This is a genomic window from Tritonibacter sp. SIMBA_163, from assembly GCF_046535935.1.
Taxonomy (GTDB): Bacteria; Pseudomonadota; Alphaproteobacteria; order Rhodobacterales; family Rhodobacteraceae; genus Epibacterium; species Epibacterium scottomollicae.
Genome location: NZ_JAWJBP010000001.1, coordinates 52,451 through 72,247, shown reverse-complemented (window position 1 = coordinate 72,247; position 19,797 = coordinate 52,451). Strand labels below are relative to the sequence as shown.

The 19,797-nt window shown below is 60.0% G+C and carries 15 protein-coding genes, 1 tRNA gene and 4 pseudogenes; 9 read left to right on the top strand and 11 right to left on the bottom strand.

Going from position 1 to position 19,797, the window contains the following annotated elements:
* Positions 1-4: 4 nt before the first annotated feature.
* The 9 genes and pseudogenes from cydB to R0J92_RS00275 all read left to right on the top strand — a co-directional run.
* Positions 5-1,009 carry a cytochrome d ubiquinol oxidase subunit II gene (gene cydB, locus R0J92_RS00315; RefSeq protein ID WP_411050331.1) on the top strand — a complete coding sequence of 335 codons (1,005 nt, stop codon included), beginning with the start codon at positions 5-7 and terminating at the stop codon, positions 1,007-1,009.
* Positions 1,009-1,104: a DUF2474 domain-containing protein gene (locus R0J92_RS00310; RefSeq protein ID WP_411050330.1), complete on the top strand. Its 96-nt coding sequence runs from the start codon at positions 1,009-1,011 to the stop codon at positions 1,102-1,104. The genes cydB and R0J92_RS00310 overlap by 1 nt, the downstream gene beginning before the upstream one ends.
* A 305-nt stretch (positions 1,105-1,409) precedes the next feature.
* Positions 1,410-3,026 (top strand): peptide ABC transporter substrate-binding protein, encoded by a 1,617-nt coding sequence (locus R0J92_RS00305; protein ID WP_411050329.1) that lies wholly within the window; start codon positions 1,410-1,412, stop codon positions 3,024-3,026.
* Between the two features lie 71 nt (positions 3,027-3,097).
* The gene (locus tag R0J92_RS00300) at positions 3,098-4,027 is read left to right on the top strand and encodes an ABC transporter permease subunit (RefSeq protein ID WP_106161992.1); all 930 of its coding nucleotides are present in this window, start codon (positions 3,098-3,100) and stop codon (positions 4,025-4,027) included.
* Positions 4,024-4,956, top strand: a complete 933-nt coding sequence (locus tag R0J92_RS00295) for an ABC transporter permease (protein ID WP_411050328.1) — start codon at positions 4,024-4,026, stop codon at positions 4,954-4,956. The genes R0J92_RS00300 and R0J92_RS00295 overlap by 4 nt, the downstream gene beginning before the upstream one ends.
* Positions 4,957-4,959: 3 nt before the next feature.
* Positions 4,960-5,922, top strand: coding sequence for an ABC transporter ATP-binding protein (locus R0J92_RS00290; RefSeq protein WP_411050327.1), 963 nt, complete (start codon positions 4,960-4,962; stop codon positions 5,920-5,922).
* Positions 5,919-6,896, top strand: coding sequence for an oligopeptide/dipeptide ABC transporter ATP-binding protein (locus tag R0J92_RS00285; RefSeq protein ID WP_317384214.1), 978 nt, complete (start codon positions 5,919-5,921; stop codon positions 6,894-6,896). The genes R0J92_RS00290 and R0J92_RS00285 overlap by 4 nt, the downstream gene beginning before the upstream one ends.
* A 199-nt stretch (positions 6,897-7,095) precedes the next feature.
* Positions 7,096-10,221 carry a Hint domain-containing protein gene (locus R0J92_RS00280; RefSeq protein ID WP_411050326.1) on the top strand — a complete coding sequence of 1,042 codons (3,126 nt, stop codon included), beginning with the start codon at positions 7,096-7,098 and terminating at the stop codon, positions 10,219-10,221.
* 45 nt (positions 10,222-10,266) lie between these two features.
* Positions 10,267-10,365, top strand: a pseudogene (locus R0J92_RS00275) (IS5/IS1182 family transposase); the annotation flags it as partial.
* A 53-nt stretch (positions 10,366-10,418) separates the two neighbouring features.
* On the opposite strand, the pseudogene R0J92_RS00270 reads toward R0J92_RS00275, so the two are convergent.
* The 11 genes and pseudogenes from R0J92_RS00270 to R0J92_RS00220 all read right to left on the bottom strand — a co-directional run bounded on the left by R0J92_RS00270 (position 10,419) and on the right by R0J92_RS00220 (position 19,747).
* Positions 10,419-11,427: pseudogene (locus tag R0J92_RS00270) on the bottom strand (IS5 family transposase).
* A 17-nt stretch (positions 11,428-11,444) separates the two neighbouring features.
* Positions 11,445-11,654, bottom strand: a pseudogene (locus tag R0J92_RS00265) (NotI family restriction endonuclease); the annotation flags it as partial.
* 12 nt (positions 11,655-11,666) lie between these two features.
* Complete coding sequence (locus R0J92_RS00260) at positions 11,667-11,837, bottom strand: hypothetical protein (protein ID WP_411050325.1); 171 nt, start codon at positions 11,835-11,837, stop codon at positions 11,667-11,669.
* 289 nt (positions 11,838-12,126) lie between these two features.
* Positions 12,127-12,216, bottom strand: a tRNA-Ser gene (locus R0J92_RS00255).
* Between the two features lie 163 nt (positions 12,217-12,379).
* A pseudogene (locus R0J92_RS00250) lies at positions 12,380-12,579 on the bottom strand (hypothetical protein); the annotation flags it as partial.
* A 553-nt stretch (positions 12,580-13,132) separates the two neighbouring features.
* Positions 13,133-13,663, bottom strand: coding sequence for an RNA polymerase sigma factor (locus R0J92_RS00245; RefSeq protein WP_411050324.1), 531 nt, complete (start codon positions 13,661-13,663; stop codon positions 13,133-13,135).
* A gap of 180 nt (positions 13,664-13,843) precedes the next feature.
* A complete protein-coding gene (locus R0J92_RS00240; RefSeq protein WP_411050323.1) occupies positions 13,844-15,139 on the bottom strand; it encodes a lysine N(6)-hydroxylase/L-ornithine N(5)-oxygenase family protein in 1,296 nt (431 codons plus the stop codon).
* Positions 15,136-16,212, bottom strand: a complete 1,077-nt coding sequence (locus R0J92_RS00235) for a GNAT family N-acetyltransferase (protein WP_411050322.1) — start codon at positions 16,210-16,212, stop codon at positions 15,136-15,138. Before R0J92_RS00235 ends, R0J92_RS00240 begins: the two co-directional genes overlap by 4 nt.
* Before the next feature lie 126 nt (positions 16,213-16,338).
* Entirely contained in the window at positions 16,339-17,217 is an 879-nt protein-coding gene (locus tag R0J92_RS00230) for an alpha/beta hydrolase (protein ID WP_411050321.1), read from the bottom strand.
* On the bottom strand, positions 17,214-18,401 hold the full coding sequence (locus tag R0J92_RS00225; RefSeq protein WP_411050320.1) for a PLP-dependent transferase: 1,188 nt from the start codon (positions 18,399-18,401) through the stop codon (positions 17,214-17,216). The genes R0J92_RS00230 and R0J92_RS00225 overlap by 4 nt, the downstream gene beginning before the upstream one ends.
* Complete coding sequence (locus R0J92_RS00220) at positions 18,398-19,747, bottom strand: MATE family efflux transporter (RefSeq protein ID WP_411050319.1); 1,350 nt, start codon at positions 19,745-19,747, stop codon at positions 18,398-18,400. Before R0J92_RS00220 ends, R0J92_RS00225 begins: the two co-directional genes overlap by 4 nt.
* Positions 19,748-19,797 lie beyond the last annotated feature (50 nt).

Below are 19,797 nucleotides of genomic sequence, written 5' to 3'. Positions count from 1 at the left end.
CACCATGGAATTCGACCTTGCATTCATCTGGGCGGGCCTGATCGCCCTTGCAGTTCTGACCTACGTCATCCTCGATGGCTTCGACCTTGGCCTTGGAATTCTGTTCCCCTTTGCCAAATCGAACGAGGAACGTGACCTGATGATGAATTCCGTCGCCCCGGTCTGGGACGGCAACGAAACCTGGCTGGTGATGGGAGGCGGTGGACTGTTTGCCATGTTCCCATTGGCCTATGCCGTTATCATGCCGGCGCTCTACATGCCGATCATGTTGATGCTGCTGGCGCTGGTGTTTCGCGGCGTATCCTTTGAATATCGCTGGCGCGCTCAGAGATACAAATGGGTGTGGGACGCAGCCTTCGCCGGCGGGTCGCTTCTGGCGGCTGTCTGTCAGGGCATCGCCCTCGGGGCACTGGTGCAGGGGATCGAGGTTGAAGGCCGCGCCTATGCCGGTGGTTGGTTCGACTGGCTCAGCCCCTTCTCGTTGACGACCGGTCTGGCCGTGGCCGTCGGCTACGCCCTGCTCGGCGCCTGCTGGCTGATCATGAAGACCGAAGGGAACATCCATCACCACATGCGGCGTGTGGCGATGCCCTTGGCGATCAGCACGCTGGCTCTGATCGGCGTCGTGAGTCTGTGGACACCGTTTCTGGACCCGGTTTATTTTGCGCGCTGGTTCAACCTGCCCGGCAGTCTTTGGAGCTTCTGCGTCCCGGCTCTGATGGCAGTTCTGATCTGGTTGTTGTTTTCTGGCCTGAAAAGCGGGAGAGACCAACAGCCCTTTTTTGCGGCACTGGGAATTTTCACCACCTGTTTTATTGGCCTCGGCGTCAGCTTCTACCCGATGATGGTCCCCCCATCGCTGAGCATCTGGGACGCCGCAGCGCCAGACAAAAGCCTGTCCTTCACCTTGGTTGGCGCCGCAATCCTGCTCCCGGTGATCCTCGCCTATACCGCCTATGCCTATTGGGTGTTTCGCGGCAAAATGGACCCAAGCGAAGGATATCACTGATGCGCCGCTGGCTCTGGTTCTTTGGCCTATGGTGCCTCAGCGTCGCGATGCTTGGTGTCGTGGCCCTGGCGATCCGCTGGGCAATCATGCCGTGAGAGGCGCGACGTCGCGCGCCTCCATAAATCTATCGTAATTTGCGCTGCCGCATATGCGCGTCAGCTTGCATTCCCTCTGGGAATCTGGCCCGCTGGCGCTTGTTCAATACGCTGTCGGAACAGGAAAGGCCGTGCGTAGAATTGACGTAGCGGAACCGTTTCCGCGCCCAAGTACCGCATTTTTCGGCAATAACTTGCACACTACCGGCCTCATTCGAAGAATTGCGGTAATTTAACGCTTCTCAGTTTCTAGCTCCTCAGGCAGGGTATTGGATACAATAACCAATCAATAAAGAGGGAGACCCATGTCCTACAAATCGCTTCTCATACCCGCCCTGCTGTCCGGCACCATGCTCAGCCCGGCCTTTGCCGCTGACGTGCCTGCAGATGCCAACCTCGCCGCCGACCAGACCTTCACCTACCGTGTCATGGATGAATTCTCCTCCTTCGACCCGCAGGTCGTCGAGGGTGTCGTCGGCGCTGAAGTGGTGCGTGACCTCTTTGAAGGGCTCTACAACCAAGATGCGGACGGCAACAACGTCCCCGGCGTTGCGCTCAGCCATGAGGTCAGCGAAGACAACATGACCTACACGTTCACGCTGCGCGACGACGCCAAATGGTCCGACGGCAAGCCCGTGACTGCGGGGGATTTTGTCTACGCCTGGCAGCGCGCGGTAGAGCCCGAGCTGGCCTCCCCCTATGCGTGGTACATGGAGCTGATGTCGATCGAGAACGCCTCCGCCATCATTGCGGGCGAGAAGCCGATCACCGATCTGGGCGTCTCCGCCCCTGACGATCACACGTTGGTGGTGCAACTGAGCCAGCCATTGCCCTATTTCGACAAGATGGTCAGCCACGCCACCACCTTCCCGGCGCCGAAATGGGCGATCGAGGAACATGGCTCCGAATGGACCCGGCCGGAAAACATGGTCTCCAACGGCGCCTATATGCTGACGGAACACGTGCTGAAAGAACGCTCCGTGCGCAAGCGCAATCCGATGTACTGGGACAACGACAAGACCGTGATCGACAAGGTCGTGACCCTCAACATCGGCGACGAGGCGCAGGGCCTGACCCGCTACCGCGCCGGTGAGGTCGACAAGACAGAGATCCCCGCAGGCCAGTATCCGACCCTGAAGGAAGAGTTCCCCGACGAGGCCTATGCCCTGCCCCGCCTGTGCAACTATTACTTCACCTTCAACGTCAAGAACGGCCCCGAGGCGTTCAAGGATGCCCGCGTGCGTCAGGCGCTCTCCTACGCCGTTGACCGCAGCGTGATCACCGACGCGGTGCTGCAGGGCGGCCAGTTCCCGGCCTTCACCTTCACCCCCGGCGCCACCGCCGATTTCGAGGTGCCCGAGGTCGAGTATTCCACTATGACCCAAGCCGAGCGCGACGCGAAGGCCAAGGAACTGCTGGCCGAGGCGGGCTATGGTCCCGATGGAGAGAAGCTTGCCTTCAACTACCTCTACAACACCTCTGAATCGCACCAGCAGGTGGCCATCGTTGCCTCGCAGATGTGGAAGCAGAAGCTCGGCGTCGACGTGACGCTGGAAAACCAGGAATGGAAGGTGTTTCTGGAAACCCGCGGCAACCAGAACTTCGACATGGCACGCGGCGCCTGGTGTGGTGACTACAATGAGGCCTCGACCTTCCTCGATCTGCTAACTTCGCCCTCCGGCTACAATGACGGCAAATACTCCAACGAGAAAGTCGACGCCCTGATGACCGAGGCGAAATCCTCCCAGGACACCACGCCGCTCTATGCCGAGGTCGAGAAGATCCTGGCGGACGAGATGCCTGTTGTGCCGGTCTATCACTACTCGACCAACATCATGCTCGACAGCTCTGTCCAAGGCTGGCCGATCCACAACGTCGAGCAGAACTGGTACTCCAAGGACCTCTACAAGGTCGCCGAGTAACCCCTTCTGAAACATCAACAACCCATCGCCCCGGTCGCCATCGCGCAACCGGGGCGTCATGAGGCAGTTACATGTTGAACTATACCCTGCGCCGCCTGTTCACGGTGGTGCCGACGCTATTGGTTCTGATCGTCTTCTCGTTCTACCTGATGCGTCTCGCCCCCGGCGGGCCCTTCACCTCCGAAAAACCCCTGCCGCCCTCGGTCATGGCCAATGTGCTGGAACGCTACGGCATGGACGAGCCGCTCCATGTGCAGCTCTGGACCTATATCAAGAACATCGTCTTCCATTTCGATTTCGGCCCCTCCTTCAGCCAAAAGGATCGCACCGTGAACGACGTGATCGCGCAGGGGTTCCCGGTGACGCTCACCTACGGGTTCTGGTCGGCGGTCTTCGTGCTGGCCTGCGGCATCCCGCTCGGCATCATCGCAGCACTTCGGCACAATTCGTTCTGGGACTACTCGATGACGGGACTGGCGATCTTCAGCCAGATCTTCCCGAATTTCGTGCTGGCGCCGATCATGGTGCTGCTGTTCACCCTGTCCTGGGGGCTGCTGCCCGGCGGCGGCTGGAATGGCGGCCAATGGGAATACATCATCATGCCGGCGGTGGCGCTCGGCACCTCCTACATGGCGGGGGTGGCCCGCCTGACGCGGGGCTCCTTCCTTGAGGTGATGAATTCACCCTTCATCCGCACCGCACGCGCCAAGGGCCTGCCGGAACGCACCATCATCATCCGCCACGCACTTAAACCGGCGCTGCTGCCGACGCTGACCTACATGGGACCGGTCTTTGTCTACATGATCACCGGCTCCGTCTTCATCGACGTGTTCTTTTCCACCGGCGGCATCGGGCAGGACTTCATCGACGGCGCCTATAGCCGCGACTACTCCATGCTGCTGGGGCTTGCGATCCTCTATTCGGTGCTGACCTTCACCCTGAACCTGTTGCTCGACCTTGCCTACGCCTGGATCGACCCCAAAGTGCGGAGCAAGCTGTGACCACTGCCAAGAAACAGATGAACGCCCCCGCCTATGCCGAGGCCGCCGCGGAGGAAATGATCACCTCCCGCTCGTTCTGGGCCGATGCCCGGCAGCGCTTTCTGAAGAACCGCATGGCCGTGGTCTCGGTGCTGATGCTGGTGCTGCTGGTGCTGTTCGCCATCTTCGGCCACAGCCTTGCGCAGTGGAGCTACGAGGAAATCGACTGGAACGTGCTCGGCAAGGTCAAGACCGAGGGCGGCCCTACGCTGGCCAATGGCCATTACTTCGGCGTCGATGAGCTGGGCCGTGACCTTTATGCCCGCGTCGTGCAGGGCAGCCAGACCTCGCTGCTGGTGGGCTTCCTCGCCGGTACCGCCTCGGTGATCCTCGGTTCTGTCCTAGGTGCCACGGCGGGCTATTTCGGCGGTCGCACCGATCAGATCATCATGGGCGCCTATACCATCTGGCTCTCAATCCCCTACATCATCTTCTTCGTGGTCTGGCAGGCCTTCTTTGGCCGCTCGCTGACGCAGATGATCCTGGTGATCATCCTGGTGAACTGGACCGCTGGCCTATTGATCGTGCGCGGTCAGGTGATGATGTTGAAGAACCGCGAATTCGTGGATGCCGCCCGGATGCTGGGAATGAGCGATTTTGCCATCATCTTCAAACACCTGATGCCCAATATCCTCTGGGTGATCGTGATCTACACCTCGATCGTCATTCCCGAGGTCATCATGATGGAAAGCCTCGTCTCCTTCCTCGGCGTCGGCATTCAGGAGCCCAATACCTCCTGGGGGGCGCTGATCTCCGAAGGGGCCCGCACCATGACCTTTGGCACCCTGTGGCAACTGGCCTTCCCGGCCGCCTTCTTCGTGATCGCACAGGTCTCCCTCTACTACATCGGCGACGGTCTCCGTGACGCCCTCGACCCGAAGGACCGCTGAGACATGAGCCTTCTTTCCGTCAACAACCTGAACATCCGCTTCCGCACCGGCGATGGCTACGTGCATGCGGTCAATGACGTCAGCTTCGACATCGCCAAGGGCCAGAAACTGGCCGTGGTGGGTGAGAGCGGCTCCGGCAAGTCCCAAATCGCCATGTCGATCATGGGGCTTCTGGCCAACAACGCCGAGGCCGAGGGCGAAGTGCTCTACGAGGGGCAAAACCTGCTGACCCTGCCCTCCGCCAAACTGAACCGCATCCGGGCCAAGGATATCGGCATCATCTTCCAGGACCCGATGAGCTCGCTCAATCCCTACATGCGGATCGAGCGCCAGCTGGGCGAAGTGGTGGAACAGCACGAGGGGCTGTCGCGCAGCGATGCCCGCAAGCGCGTGCTGGAGGTGATGGAGGCAGTGCAGATCCCGGATGCCCGAAACCGCCTGACCGCCTATCCGCACGAGTTCTCGGGCGGCATGCGGCAGCGGATCGTCATTGCCATGGCACTGATCTGCAAGCCGAAACTGATCCTCGCGGATGAGCCGACAACCGCGCTCGACGTCACCGTGCAGGCGCAGATCATGTCGCTACTGGATGAGATCCAGCGCGAGCTTGGCACCGCCGTGATGCTGATCACCCATGACCTCGGCGTGGTGGCGGGGTTCTGCGAGGACACGCTGGTGCTCTATGGTGGCCGGGTGATGGAGGCGGCGCCGACGCTCGACCTGTTCGACGCACCTGGCCATCCCTATACCCGGGGCCTGCTGCGCGCGGTGCCCAATATCAGCGATGCCAGCGCCCGCCTTGCGGCGATCCCCGGCAGCCCGCCGAACCAGACCCGCGCCCCTGTCGCCTGCCCCTTTGCACCGCGCTGCGTCGACGCCATCCCCGGCTGCCACCAGACCCTGCCGGAGCTGACCGGAGACCGCCAACAACGCGCCTGCATCCGCCCCGTGGAGGAGCTGACATGACCGATCCGATCCTTTCCGTCTCTGACCTCAGGGTCACCTTTGCCATCAATCAGGGTAAGAAATGGCCCTGGTCCCCGGCCAATGCGCTGCATGCCGTCAATGGCGTCGGCTTTGACCTGCACCGGGGCAAGACGCTGGGCATCGTGGGCGAGTCCGGCTGCGGCAAATCCACCCTGATCCGCGCCATCGCCGGGCTGGTGACACCTTCCGGCGGCACCGTGCAACTGGACGGGCGCACCATGGACTACAGCCGCCGCGCCGACATGCAGGAATTGCGTCGCCGGATGCAGATGATCTTTCAGGATCCCATTGCCTCGCTCAACCCGCGCATGACCATCCGCGATATCGTGGCCGAACCGCTGACCTATTTCCGCCCCGACATGTCCGGCGCGGAGCGCAAGCGCGCCACCCGCGAGATGCTGGATCGTGTCGGCATCCCGGAGCGCAACTTCAACCGGTTCCCGCATGAGTTTTCCGGCGGCCAGTGTCAGCGTATCGGCATCGCCCGGGCGCTGGTCTCGACGCCGCAGGTGTTGCTGTGTGACGAACCGGTCTCGGCGCTGGATGTGTCGATCCAGGCGCAGGTCATCAACCTGTTGAAAGAGCTGCAGGATGAGATGGGGCTGACGCTGGTGTTTGTGGCGCATGACCTTGGCGTGGTGCGCCATATCTCGGACGACGTGCTGGTGATGTATATGGGCGGTGTGATGGAAAGAGCCCCGGCAGGCGCGGTGGTGGACACCCCCCGCCACCCCTACAGCCAGGCGCTGTTGTCGGCGGTGCCGGTGCCGGATCCGCGGGTAAAAACCACGCCACAGGTGCTGAACGGCGACCTGCCCAGCCCGCTGAACCTGCCGCGGGGCTGCCTGTTCCAGTCCCGCTGCCCGAAGCGAATCGACGCTTGCCGCACTACCCGCCCAGAGCTGAAAGGCCCGGAAAACGCAAAGGTGGCCTGCCTTCTGGAAGAGACCTGATCCGCGCCACAACTGCGCCGCATCACTTAAACCACAAAGGCCCCGGACGGTTTCCGGGGCCTTTTTTTATGGGCTGACACCAGAGCAGCGGAATTAACCGAAAATTTCTGCAAGCTGAATATGTTCCCTATCTAGCTGCCCGCAATCTGACCGGAGCGCCACCCTGGTGCTGTGGTCTCTGCCATACAAGAGACGCCCGATGACCAAGCCCGCCTCCGAAGACCCCATTCAGCCCCTGGCAGCAGACTGCGACGCCCTGCAGGATGCAGACCCGGCTTGGCTGACGGAGCTTGAAACCTTCGAGGTGGATGCGTTTGCCCCATGGGACGAGTTGGTCGAACCGGAAGAAGAGGAAGAAGAGGAAGAAGACGAGGACAACGGGCTTATCGAAAACGTCCTTGTGAACCTTGGCCTCGGCAATGGGAACGGCAACGGTAACGCCTATGGCCTTGGCAACGGCAATGGGAACGGCAACGGCAACGGTCTCTATAAACTGCTTTTTGGCGGCGACTCGGACGACACGCTGAGCGGCACAAACGACGACGATGCGGTCCTTGCGGGGCGCGGCCACGACCATGTCACCGGTGGCGACGGCAATGATACGCTGATGGGCGATGAGAGCGGCTCCGAAGGGGCAGATGCCACGCCACTGGTCCTCGACATCAACAACCTGGTGAGCCAGACCTACACCACAAACAGCGCCGGGGTCGGCGATTCCGCCGTTTACCGCGATGTCGCATTTCTCGACGATGGAACATCCGTCTGGGGGCGTGTCGTACTGGTCGGCGCGTCTGACCCGAACATGCAAATTCATCTCTCCGGAGAACGCGGCGCAGAAATCCTCATTGACGGCTACGGATATGGCGACACCGCCGAATTCCGGCTGGAGTTTTTTGATCCGACCACAGGTGAGGCGGTCGCGCTGAACTCTACCGCCACCTTCAATGACCTGGACCAGAACTATTACAACTACGACGTCGAGGCGGTCTCGCTAGACACAGACCAATACAGTGCTTTTGGGACCTCCGATGACAGCAGCCTCAACGTCAGCAACGACGGCACCACAATTCGGGCGGCAGGCACAGAACAGAACAGCCCCGACGATCAGGACGCCTGGTTCTCAGCCGAGTTCGAGGGACGTTCCTCGATCAACTTCACCCTTGAAGCGCGCAACACGCCTTCGGGTTTCACTCTCTCTGGCGATCTGATCGAAGACGCCGTCTACACCCCCGTTGATGGGGGCAACGACACGCTGATGGGCGGACAGGGTTCGGACGTGATCTTTGGTCAGGGCGGCAATGACCTGCTGGATGGCGGCGAAGGCGACGACAGTATCGACGGTGGCGACGGAGACGATGTTCTCACCGGTGGCATCGGCGCGGACACCCTGATCGGGGGACGCGGTGGCGATACCATGTCCGGTGGCGACGGTGACGATTTGATCGACGGCGGCGAGGGGGACGACAGCCTCTCCACCGGCATCGGCAACGACACGCTTCTGGGCGGCGAGGGCAACGATACTCTGCACAACTCTGCCGGGGACGATAGTCTCGTGGGGGGCGTCGGCGATGACAGCATCGTGGCCACCGAAGGCAACGACACGCTTGAAGGCGACGACGGCAATGACACAATGTATGCTGGCGTCGATGACGACAGCATGGTTGGCGGCACCGGCGATGACAGCATGTTCGGCGAGGAAGGGCATGACACGATGTCCGGCGGCGCGGGATTTGACTACATGGAAGGCGGCGCCGGCAATGACACCATTGATGGTGGCGACAACGACGACACCATCTCGGGCGGTGACGGCGATGACCTGATCTATGGCGGTGCCGGCAACGACAGCCTGACCACCGGCCTCGGCAACGACACCCTCTATGGCGGCGAAGGCGACGATACGCTGCGCAACTCCGCCGGCAACGACAGCCTTGTGGGCGGAAGCGGACATGACAGTATCATCGCCACCGACGGTGATGATACTCTCGAAGGCGGCAGCGGAAATGACACCATGTACGGTGGCAATGACGCGGATCTCCTGGTCGGCGGCACCGGTGATGACGAGATGTACGGCGAGGCGGATGCGGACACCTTCCGCATCGAGGACAACTTCGGCAACGACACGATCGTCGGGGGCGAGGCTGGCAACGATCAGGATATCGTCGACCTATCCTATATGACTGGCCCTGTGACGGTGACCTATACGGGCAACGAGACAGGCTTCATTACCGACGGCACTGACACCATCCAGTTTTCCGAGATCGAAGAGCTCGTTCTCACCGATCAAGACGATGTTGTGGATGCGCGCAACGACAGCGTAGGCGTCAATATCGACGCGGGTGACGGAAATGATACGCTGCAGGGGGGCAGCGGCGATGACAGCTTTACTGGTGGACTGGGCGACGATCAAATCACTCTCTCCGCTTCGGGCGGCACCGACGCCATCACTGATTTCGATCTCAGCGATGATGACGCGAATGGGTTCTACAACGATCAGCTCGACGTCTCCGAGCTAAGCGGTGGCTCCGGGCAAGGCGGCATGGTCCGGACGTCCGACGTCAGCACGTCCGACGACGGCTTCGGCAATGCACTGCTCACGTTTCCGGACGGCGAACAACTAGTGCTGCAGGGCGTCGCCCCGAACCAGATGACCACCCACGATCAGCTTTTTGCCGCTGGGATTCCCTGCTTCACCCCCGGCGCACGGATCCTGACTGCAAACGGCGAGATTCCAGTCGAGCACATCCGCACCGGAGATATGCTCCAGACCGCCGACAATGGGTTGGTGCCAGTCATCTGGGCCGGCAGGCGCCGATTGACCCGAGCGGAACTGCGTCGCAATCCTCACCTGCGACCCATCCTGTTGCGTCCTGGTGGGCGGGCTGGCAATGAACGTCTGATGCGCGTGTCACCACAGCATCGTTTTGTCATCCGCGAGGGCAGCCTGCCCGACCCCATGCCCTTCGTGCGCGCACGTCTGCTGCAGGAGTTGGATCCAGAACACGTCATAACCGACCAAAACGACGCACCAACCTGCTACATTCACCTGATGACGGAAGCCCATCAAGTGATCTTTGCCGACGGCTGTGCCACCGAAACCTTCTGGCCAGGCCCGGAAGCACTCCGCAGCCTGAGCAGCGCTGATCGTCGAGAAGTCTTCGACCTGTTTCCGGATCTGCACGCGGCGCTGACCCTGCGGGGCGCGCACGGCCGTGATATCGTGCGAAGCGGTTACGGAGACCTCGCCCGCACTGACCTAAGGCGGCGAGATTTGAAACATCTGATTGCTCCCACCTTCGCTCCGTCCCCTAGGTTCAGGATGCATTAATTCCCGCCAGAACGTGCGTCACGATTTCAAGAATGGAGCGGCGACATGAGCAACCTTTTCTGGCTAACCGACGCGCAGATGGCAGGGCTGAAACCTCTCTCTCCAAAGGCTCACGGCAAACCTCACGTCGATGACCGACGCGTGGCGTTGTTGCACAAATCGAGGCCTGACCACAGTTCCCCTTTCCCCGGACGGATCTACCCTACAGCCACTTTGGCAGGAATGCCGAGCGCGGTGTACCCGTTGAGCACGGCGATACGAACCTGCAACTCCGCGACCTGGCGGTCGAAGTCACAGGCCATGAGTGATTGGCCGAGCAACTTGATGCAGTTCATCTTTGCCTCGACACGGCTCCGGCGGTGATACCCGCTCCACCGTCTCCAGATTGCTCGGCCCAGATTCTTTGATGCGCGCAGGGCTTCGTTTCGTGCAACCGCGCCCGGGCTCGTCGGCTCCAGGGTTTGGCGTTCTTGCGTGGTGGGATGAGCGCGGCGGCACCACGGGCGGCGATTGCTTCGTGACACTTCCGACTGTCGTAGGCGTCGCCAGCCGTCACGGAGCCAATCTCTTCGCCTGTCGGGATCTGGTTGAGCAACTCCGGTAGAACAGGTGCATCTCCGATGTTGCTACCGGCGACCTCCACCGCCCGAACTCCCAGCGTCTTCTCGTCAATCCCGATGTGTATCTTGCGCCAAATGCGCCGTTTGGGGCCACCGTGCTTACAAGCGTTCCCCTCACCTTCGCCCTCGGCCTTGATGCCGGTGCTATCCGCTGCCCGGCAGTGGTTTGCTTGCAAGCCATGAGAGGGGATCTACAGGTTCAGCGGCCCCGCGCCGCCGCGATAGGGGCTGCTCACGTTCAGCGTCTTTTGGCGGCGACACAGAATGCTGAAGTCTGGCACGGTCCAATCGGTCCAATCGGTCCAAGAGGCTCTGCACGAACCCCGTTCGCCAGTGGGCTCGAACCCGGGGCGCATTCACCGGCTCACTCTACCTCAGCGGCATGCCGAACAACACTTTCAGGGTCAGACAGGTTTGGATCGCGGCATCGCTGAAGCTCCGTTCGCCACCGCGCGTCCCGCACGGAGGAGCATATCCACTCCATGTCGGGATCAACTCTGATCGACAACGATCCGCGCTGTTTCAGGCTGTTATTGTACGACGACCAGTTCGTGGTCTTGTACTTCGTAGGGGACCAACTGCTCATACCACCCAGCTACAGCGCTATGAATCCCTCTCGCGAGTTGCGCAACAAGGCTCCTTTCCGGGCTGCATCGGGGTGGGATCATCAAGAAGCCGATTTCCGATATGTCGGAATGCGGCGTTGTCTTGGTGAAATCTGTACGGGCAAAGCGTCGGGATCATCCCGCGGATGCCTTCCACGGGTCGGAACGGGCCGCCATCGTCAGTGTAAAGACGCAGCGAGCAGACCCCGCCAGGCTTCGTTCAAGTTGCGTGCTGTATATCTGTCCGGAACGGGCACGGCTGCTCGCCCTGCTCCTGCTGGTCAAAGCGGGCGGTCAGGACATCCAATCGATCCTGTTCGCGAGGCCTCGACTCCTTCCCGATCACCTTCTCTTGCAGCGCCTCCAGTCTTTTAATGTCGGCCTTATTCATGGTGTGAGCCCCGATGCGGTTTTGCGTAAGCCGGACCCGCTCAACCGGGGCAATGTCCACGTATGGGTGCCCGTACCACTCCGCTATGTGAAATCGCTCAGCCATTAATCCTGCCCCTCAGCTATTTTCATGCACAAGAAACGGATCCGGTTCGATCTCGAGACCTTCCGGGCATATAGCCAAAAGACGTCTCGTTACTCAAAATTACGGCCCGGCAACTTTGTCACTCCGCTGATGGGCACCTGCCAACTCGCGGAAATCCATAAAGCAACTCATTTTCAAGGGGTTATGGCGGAGACGATGGGATTCGAACCCACGAGACCCTTCCGGGCCTACTCCCTTAGCAGGGGAGCGCCTTCGACCACTCGGCCACATCTCCGCTGACGCGTATAGCCAAGAAAACGTAGGTACTACAAGGCGAAAATCCTCAGCTTCTAATTTTTTTGCATGGGCGCCCCACCGAGAAAACGGCACTCAACTGCTTCGGCTTTGCAAACCATTCGGTCGATCTCCTTTCCGGCAAAAGCGCTTCGAATCCCTTTCAGCAGATTTATGGACAAGCAAAACTGGATAGCAGCGCCGAAAACAACGGCGGGTGCCCCGAGCCGTAACGCGACGTGCGCCAGATCATGCCCTCGTCGACCCAGTTCAGCAAAGCCCCCCGCTTACGCACCGACACGTTGCAGCTGGACCTGTTCGTCGTGCGATAGCCGGTGCGAAAAAGTTTGCGTGTGCGGCCCATGTAGCCACGTGAATTCGCGACGTTAAGTCTCAGACGTCAAAGTTCTGAAACAGCACCCACTGGATCCAATTCTGGTCCTTCAAACTCCGCCCGACCAGCCCGCCATCCTCTTCTTACTTCAATCTCAGGCTGATCTCCGTGATATGGGTCTGCGGTAGGTCGCGCCGACTGTCCCCGTCTTCACCTCGGGCTCCTCGGCCGCAAGCCCAAAGGAGGTACTAGCGAAAATGCCCCCTCCACAAAACCGTCCTGCAGGAGTGAGATGAGGTGGCGTTCCGCAAGAAACTCTATGACAGCATCAACACGCTGCAGGCCGATCTAGAGGAATGGCTGTAGCAACCCCACCACATGCCCGATCATCAGGGCAAGATGTGTTGTGGCAAGACGCCAGTCCAGACCATGATCGAGGTGAAATCTGGGGAAAGTTCCCGAACTAAACGTGACCTGCCAAACGCCCAGATGTCAGATCACATCGGAAGCATTGATTTTGAACAGACGCCAATCTGTGCAACACCGCCAAATCATCACGCCGCATATCGGAAACCTGTTTCCCCTACATCTCGGTACGCGCAATGGCTTCGTTACAAGCCCCCTCAACCTGCTTCACCACACCGTTGATCCTGGCCGGAGATAAACCCAGCTCGGCGGCAATATCCTTCTGCCGCTCGTCCTTTAGACGACAACGCAGGAATATGTCCTGCTTTCGCTCTGATTGAGCGCAGAGCGCCTTTATCACCTCGCAGAGCGTTTGCTTATCCTCCAGATGCACGCGCCCGCAAATTGACGTTATCTCTGCCCAGCCCGTCACTGCCTCATCATCAAAATCCGTTGGCAACTCTCGTTTGTGTTTGCGCAGGTAGTCGATAGAGGCGTTGCGAACCATTTTTGCGATGTAACATTTCAGATTGCTCGGAGCTTGGCTCGGCGGTTTTATCATGCATTTGAGGGCGGTATTTTGAAGCACGTCTTCGGCCGCCTCCCTCTGTTTGACGACCTTCAATGCTTCGCAAAGGTGCAGTTTTCGACGCGCAACCAGCTCACGAATGAGCAGTTCGCACACCGGGTCTTGGTGCGGGAGAGACATGGCGAATCCTAGGGTCAAATGGCCGAAACAGAACGCGGCCGGCTTTCAGAACGGGCGAAAACTGCCTGAGGTGAAATCATCCCTAGGTTGTGTATCGTTCGATACTCGCTCGCGGTTTCCCGGTCAAATGGTTCCTGTTGCGATCAACAGAAGTCAGCCAAATATCGCCATGTCTTGTCATCACTCCGCCGCTGTCAGAGCCTTCTGCATCGGCGCGTTGCCAGATATCAGGCGATGCGTAATTTCTTCGGCGCGTCGGGGCAAAATGGACAGCAACGTATCGCTCAGCCCATGGGTTGCCTCGCAATATCCCTGCAGGAAAATGCGCGGTTGGAAGCCATCACGCGTCGGCACCTGATAGCTGCGCTCGGCCTCCTCTGCGGTCAACCACGGCGCTAAGTCCGACAAGATCGTATCGCCAAGGCGCCGCGTATATCCGGTGGCCAGAATGACAAGATCGTATCGCTGCCGGGACACGTCACCGCGCTGGCTCAGCGTGAGTTCGACTCCATCGTCCACCGCCAGTGCGGAATGAACCTGCGTATTGCGCAATAGTCTATGCGCCTCGGTGCCGATGACCTCCTGTTCATAAAACACGCCATAGATCTGGTCGATCAGATCACCATCGACCACAGCATAATTGGTGTGGGCGTATTCCGTCAGAAAGGCCTCGCGCACCGCCTTGGGGCGGTTGTACATGTCGCTGGTAAACGCAGAATCAAAAATCTCGTTTACAAAGGGGCTGTCATCCGAGGGCTTCAGCGCCTGACCGCGGAAAATCAGGTCCACATTGGGTTGCGCTGGATCGTTGACCAAGTCCCAGAAAATCTCAGCGCCACTTTGCCCACTGCCGATCACGGCAATACGCAATGGATGCTCTGCAGATGCCAGTTTCGGTTTGCCTTGGGTCACATAGGACGAACTGTGCAAAACCGCTGAATTTCGCCGCAAGTTGGCAAAGGCTTCTGGAATATTAGGTGCGCCACCGATGGCCAGAACCAGATCTTTGGTGCGGCGGCGGCTTTCTCTGCCGCTTGCATCCGTCGTCACGACGTCCAGCAGTTCAACCGTGCCGCTGTTTCCCTGAACAGGCGCAACTGCCTCAACGCGTTGGTCATAGGCGCAGACGTCCTGCATCTGGTCCGCCGCCCATGTGAAGTAGTCGTTGAACTCATGGCGGCTTGGAAAAAAGGTCTTGCGGTTCACGAACCGCTCCATCCGGCCCTTGGCATGGAGGTAGCTGAGGAAAGAGAACGGGCTTGTCGGGTTTCGCAATGTCACCAAGTCCTTGATGAAGGACACCTGCATGTCGGAATTATCCAACAGCATGCCCGGATGCCAAGCAAACTCAGGCTTGGCCTCAAGGAACAAGGCGTTGAGCGGTGCGGCACATTCCTGCAGTGCAATCGCAAGGGCGAGGTTCGACGGGCCAAACCCAATCCCAATCATGTCGTAGGGCGTGTGGAGATCTGTCATTTCGTATTTCCTCGGGTCAACAGGGCAGAACAGGACAGGCGGAACGGGCGACCGGGGTCTTCTGGATCCGGGCGCGCCCAAAGGCGGGATTTGAAGAAATAGTCACGTTCCAGACGCACAAGCGTCGCGCGCTTATGCGCAAAATCGAAATCTTTCACACGGGCAAAGCCCGACCGCGTCAGGTTACGGATCTGCTGGTGATGGCTCGCTGCAGGCTCTCCGACCAACGCCTGAGTCCGAGGCTCTGCAAGGAACATGTAGTGCATCAGGGACGGCAGCCATGCGGTGATATAGTCAGCACCACGGGCGTGCTCTTCACCGACCAGAACATGCCAACCGCGATCCCAGGCCCCGGCCTCATAATGGGCACCAATGCGATTTTCGCGCGCCCAATAGAGCTCAAAGTAAAACAGCGGCACCCCGTCCAGGCACCCAAACACCGGCATCATATGCGGATCATCAGCCATGCGCGCCAAGTAGCCTTGGTGTTCCGCCATCGTGCCGGCCTCGTCAAAGAAAGCGGCCACTCGGGTGTCGTTCATCCAGCGGTGAAACAGTGGAAGATCCGCTTCGCGCTCCAATGCGCGCAGGCTGAACACCTGATCGAGCCAAGGGATATACCGGTGATACAGCGTGCCAGTAGGCTTTGCCGGGCGCAGCGGATGCGCGCCATGCGGATCCGGCATCATCACCTGTGGAAACACTGGTTGTGGCTCGGGGAGCCAGAGATCCGGCAATTGCCACAAGAGCTCAGGAAAAACACCAAGAGTGTCGCCATCCAGAACCTGAGCACAGCCGGATTTCAGCAGTTGCGCCTCGCGCGCGCTCCAAAGCACACGGTCCAGAACCACCAATACCTCTTCGGTGGCGTGATTGCTCAGAGCTTCACAGGCCGCAAGTGTCTCATTGTGGGTTGGCACACCCTCTGAAGCGGGTCTCAGCGCCAGCCGCCCACCGCCCAGATGGGCAACCGGCAGGTTGATCTCTCTTTCGTTGCCACGAACATGAACCACATCGCCGTGTCGTCGGGCGTGGATCGGCAAGGGCTGTGAAGTGAGTGTATCCAGTGACAAATCATCCTCCGTTCGCAATCGCCTGCTCAATCGCGCAGGCTTGCTAAAGGGACGGAGGAAGTTGGCAGAAATTCAGTCACACCACGCAGAAAATATGAGACTTACACCCGACCTTCTGCGCAGACGTCAACTCAAGGCAAACACCCGCTGGATCGCACGGTTCACAGCCACGGGCAGCACCGACATGTGGTTTTCCCCGCCATAGGTCTCGTAGTCTGTGGTTAGGCCCGGATGTTTTGACAGGGCAGCAGCCATCTCTTGTGCGGCGGCAATTGTGCGGGTCTTTGCCTTCTCTTTCAAACGCTCAGCAGCATCGGGTGCTTGGGCCTGAAAGGGGGCCAGGTGGTCGCCCTCCCATTCGCCCGCTGACAAATGCACATAGGCTTGCGCCGCACCCGCATCAAAGCGAGACAAATGATCCAGCAGGAAACTCTCCTCCCAGGTGATCGCCGGGCTGGCCGCGATCCAGTGGCTAAAGGCCTTGGGGTTCTGAAACAGCAGCCAGAGCGCAAACAGACCACCAAAGGAGTGACCAAATAACCCCTGATGCTCTGGATTGACCCGGACCTTGGCGGCCACGAAAGAACGCACATCCTCCAGCAGGAAACGTGCCATTTCGCCGCCGCCGCCGGTGCGAACCTCCTCACCGTCATCCCAGAAGGGCGGGTAATTTTGCCCCGGTGGCGGGCCGAGGTCCCAGCTTCGACGAAAAGGATCATAGGCGTCGTCGGTGGGATAACCAATCGCCACCAGAACACCCCAGCCGGTGTTGGTTCCCGAAGGGTAGCAGGCCTGTGCGCGCATTGCATCGATAGCCGTCGCGATCACCGCATTGCCGTCGGTCATATAGAGAACAGGCCAACCCTCGGCCGGTGCTTGTCCTGCGGCCTCAGGCGGCACCCAGAGGAAGACACGTCGCACCGCGCCGCTTTCGCGATCTGCAAGGTCGTACCATTTTGCTCCGGCCCATGCCTCGCCCTCGGCTAGCGGTTTGGTTTCTGTCACCTGCGACCCTCCTCAATGGCGTTCAGCACGTCCTCTACCAAGGTCTCTGTTTGTTCAAGCCCTGCCGCGATGCGCACCGATCCCGCCGGAGTGCCAAAACGCTGGAACACATTGGCCGCACCAGATAGCCCCAATGCAGCCTGCGCCGGGATCACCAAACTCTCTGGTCCACCCCAACTCACGCCGATTTTCACCACCCGCAAGGCGTTGGTAAATCGCGCGATATCGACGCTGTCATCCAGATCAAAGGCGAAGAGCCCGCCATAGCCTGAAAGGCAGGCGTTGCCGGAGTTCGCCTCAAAGGCCGGATGACGCACATGAGTCACCGCGGGATGGGCACTCAGAGCGCGCCCCAACGCCAGACCGTTTGCACAATGGCGCGCCATTCGCAGGTGCAAGCTGCGCATACCGCGCAGCACCAACCACGCGTCAAAGGGAGACATTTTGCCACCAAGGTAGTGATAAGCCTCATGATTGATCCGGTCCATCAGGGCCTTTGGCCCTGCCACCAGCCCGGCGATGGTGTCGGAATGTCCGGCGAGATATTTGGATGCCGCGTGTACGATGAGGTCGATGCCAAACTCTGCCGGTCGCTGAAACAGCGGTGTCGCCCAGCTGTTATCGATCACCGAGACCACCCCGAGCCTACGTGCTTCGGCCCCTATGGCGCGAAGATCCTGCGTGGTGAAACTCCATGAGGTGGGGCTTTCCAGATAAATCAGGCTGGCACCGGGCAAGGCTGCCAGAACAGCTTCTGTATCGGTGCCGTCCACGTAATCGGTGGTAACACCGAATTTTTTCAGCACGCACTCAAACAGGCGGAAGGCATCAGAATAGAGATTATTGACAGCCACCACCCGGCTGCCCGCCTCTACAAACGGCAGCACCGCAGATGCAATCGCCGCCATGCCAGAGGCGAAACCACGCGCGGCCTCGACCCCTTCCATGCGGGCGATCAGCGCCTCGAGTTCTGCCACAGTGGGATTGTTGCCTCGGGTATAAATGTAGCGATCAGATTGACCTGCAAAGACTGCGGCCATGTCTTCATAGCGATCAAACAGGAAAGAGGACGTCTGGAAGATTGGCACTGAACTGGCATCATGAGGCATCGCGGTCTCTGGTCCAATCAAGGTTTCAGTCAGGCGATCCAGATCGCTCAGCTGCTGGATTTCGTGATCTTTCATGCGAGAACTCCGGAGTTTGAGGGGCGTGGCATGCGCCACAGGATCAGCGCCGCACCGACGCCGGTCAAAAGCGTTGCGACAGCGAGGCTGAGCGCGAGAGCGTCAAAGCCAAATCGCGGAACCAACCAGATGAGCAGCGGCAAAAGCAACCAACCCAGTGGAGCCAGTGCCAATACAGCAGCGAGCCGCACTCTGAGCGTGGCCTGCAACAGCACTTGCGTGGCGTGCCGCAGGGCGACGGCAGGCAGCGAGATCGACAACAGGCAGACAGCGGGCACGGCAAGCGCTGTGACGGTCTCGTTGTCTGTAAAGAACTGCACGAGCGGTAGAGGTACCAGCAGCCCTGATATCGCCATCAGCAGGCCGCCAGAAACGGAGACACCCGCGATCCAGAACATCGCGCGGCTCAATCGGTGCAGATTTCCAGCCCCGGCCGCATGTGACAGCAACGGCTGCGCTCCGAGGCAAAAACCCTCAACCGGAAGGCTCGCCATCAGCCAGAGCCGCAGCGCGATCCCCATCGCCGCCTGCCCTTCTGCCGCCTCAAGCCGGCCTGCCATGTGGTACATCACCACAAACGCAAGGCTCGTCAGCAGGACCGACCCCGCCTCTGGCAACCCGACACGCAACACCGGCCAAAGCCACGCCCGCGCCGCAGGGTTGAGGCTGGGGCGCAGACGCAATGCGCCGCGCTGGCGCGCGAAATACCACACATAAAGCATCAACGTCGCAAGCTGCGCCAGCACCGTGGCAAGGGCTGCGCCCGAAACGCCGAGCCCTGCGGTAAAGATCAAAAGCGGGTCGAGCAAGATATTGAGACCAAAGCACAGGCAAAGCGTCAGCAAGCTAAATCGTGCATTTCCCTCGCCTATCGCTATGAAATCACACAGGATTTGCACCATGCCCAAAGCGGCAGAAAACGCCATGATCGAAAGGTAGGCCTGCGCCGGAGCTGCGACGCCCTCTGCCGCGCCAAGCAGATCCGGCAGCACCCCACGCCCGCTCCAAAGGACAGCAGCTAGGATCGTCGCAAGAAGCAGACACAGTCCCATTGCCGCAGATGCCACCTGCCCGGCTTTGGCCCGTTTCCCCGCGCCGAGTGCGCGCGCAACATGAGTGGCACAGCCTACCCCCAACCCGACCCCAAGCGCTGCAGTCACCCCCGCAAGCGGCAATGCCAGGCTGACAGCGGCCAGAGCTTCGGGTCCCAGCTGCCCAACAAAATAGGCATCCACCCCCTGATGGGTCGCGTTGATCGTTAGACCTCCAACTGTTGGCAATGCAATCCGCAACAAGGTGCGCCCCAGTCGCGGGCTGCCAAGGTCAATAGGGCTCAGGTGCGGCATGGGAGCAGAATCCAAATATGGGCATCGGGTCGCGCGGCGCGGGTTTCGTC